We start from the raw sequence: 625 nt of genomic DNA, 5'->3' as shown, positions 1-625 counted from the left end.
CAATCGATAGTGAAACCCCCGTTCCTTGAGCTGGGGCAGCCGGGCGGTGGCCAGCACCTCGGGCAGACGGATGGTGACGTAAGTAAAACCCCAGAAGCTCCGGCGCCCCAGGTCATCTTCCAGGTACACCGGTTGGCGCCCCACGACGCCCAGGCCGCCCTGGATCAACTCCATTGGCCCCGCCAGCGTCAACACGCCGGACTCGCGTGCACGCGCGGACTCCGCCCCTTGGCGGGGGTCGTTGAGCTGGTCAAAACCAATCGAATTTTCGTTGCCTGCACGGGGAACAACCTGCTGCACTACCCCTCCCGGGGACAGGCCCATGGCCGCGATGCCCGGGTAGAAAGGCAGCATCTGCACGCCGATTTCTTCGAACTGGGGAACGTTCCCGTGGCCCTGGCGCACCAACGCCACCAGGGTGTTGTTGGCCGACAGTGCCAACTCGATGGCGCGCTGCAGGGCCTGGACATGATCGCCCGCCACATCGGCGGCTTGGGTGCGCTGCTGCGCACGTTCCTGGCGTTCCAGCGTCCAGATCAAAGCACCAGCGCAGGCGGCTGCCAGCACAAACACAGCCACAAAGGCTGCGATGGGGCTGCGTGTGGGGGGCAGGGCGGGGGAAGGC

General features: G+C 66.1%; 1 protein-coding gene. It reads right to left on the bottom strand.

From position 1 onward, the window contains the following. Window positions 1-612: CHASE domain-containing protein (locus tag DBR23_RS31405; protein ID WP_369882149.1), on the bottom strand; the 612-nt coding region annotated here is incomplete at its 3' end. Window positions 613-625 lie beyond the last annotated feature (13 nt).

Source organism: Acidovorax sp. HMWF018 (genome assembly GCF_003061035.1).
GTDB lineage: Bacteria > Pseudomonadota > Gammaproteobacteria > Burkholderiales > Burkholderiaceae_C > Acidovorax > Acidovorax delafieldii.
The sequence above is the reverse complement of the archived record's forward strand: the minus strand, read 5'-3'. Positions and strand labels throughout refer to the sequence as shown.